At 72.4% G+C, this 370-nt stretch carries 1 pseudogene; it reads right to left on the bottom strand.

The annotated features are described in order from the left end of the window. A pseudogene (locus QSK22_RS33415) lies at nt 1-370 on the bottom strand (IS481 family transposase); the annotation flags it as partial.

The following is a 370-nucleotide window of genomic DNA, read 5'->3' as shown; positions in this document are numbered from 1 at the left end:
GCACGAGCCGTTGTCGGTCAGTACACGGCGCACGGTGATTCCGGCGGCGGCGAAGAACGCCTGCGCACGAGTCCACAAACGCGGCTGCCGACTCCTTGGTCTCATCCGGCAGGATCTCGGTGTAGGCAAGGCGGCAGTGGTCGTCGATGGCGGTGTGCAGGTACCCGTAGCCCAGGTTGGGGCGGCCGGGGACCGTGCGGGGCCGGGCCGGATCGCGGTGGGCCGCGCTGTTGCGCCTGCCGATGGCGCGGCCGTGCACGCGGTGGCCGCCGCCGTCGGGGATGTTGCCCAGCTTCTTGACGTCCACGTGCACCAGGTCACCGGGCGGGTGTTCGTAGCGGCGCACGGGCCGGCCGGTGGCCCGGTCCAG

The organism is Actinomadura sp. NBRC 104425 (assembly GCF_030269545.1).
Taxonomy (GTDB): Bacteria; Actinomycetota; Actinomycetes; order Streptosporangiales; family Streptosporangiaceae; genus Spirillospora; species Spirillospora keratinilytica.
Note: the sequence above shows the minus strand (reverse complement) of the source record. Positions and strands in the feature narration are given on the sequence as shown.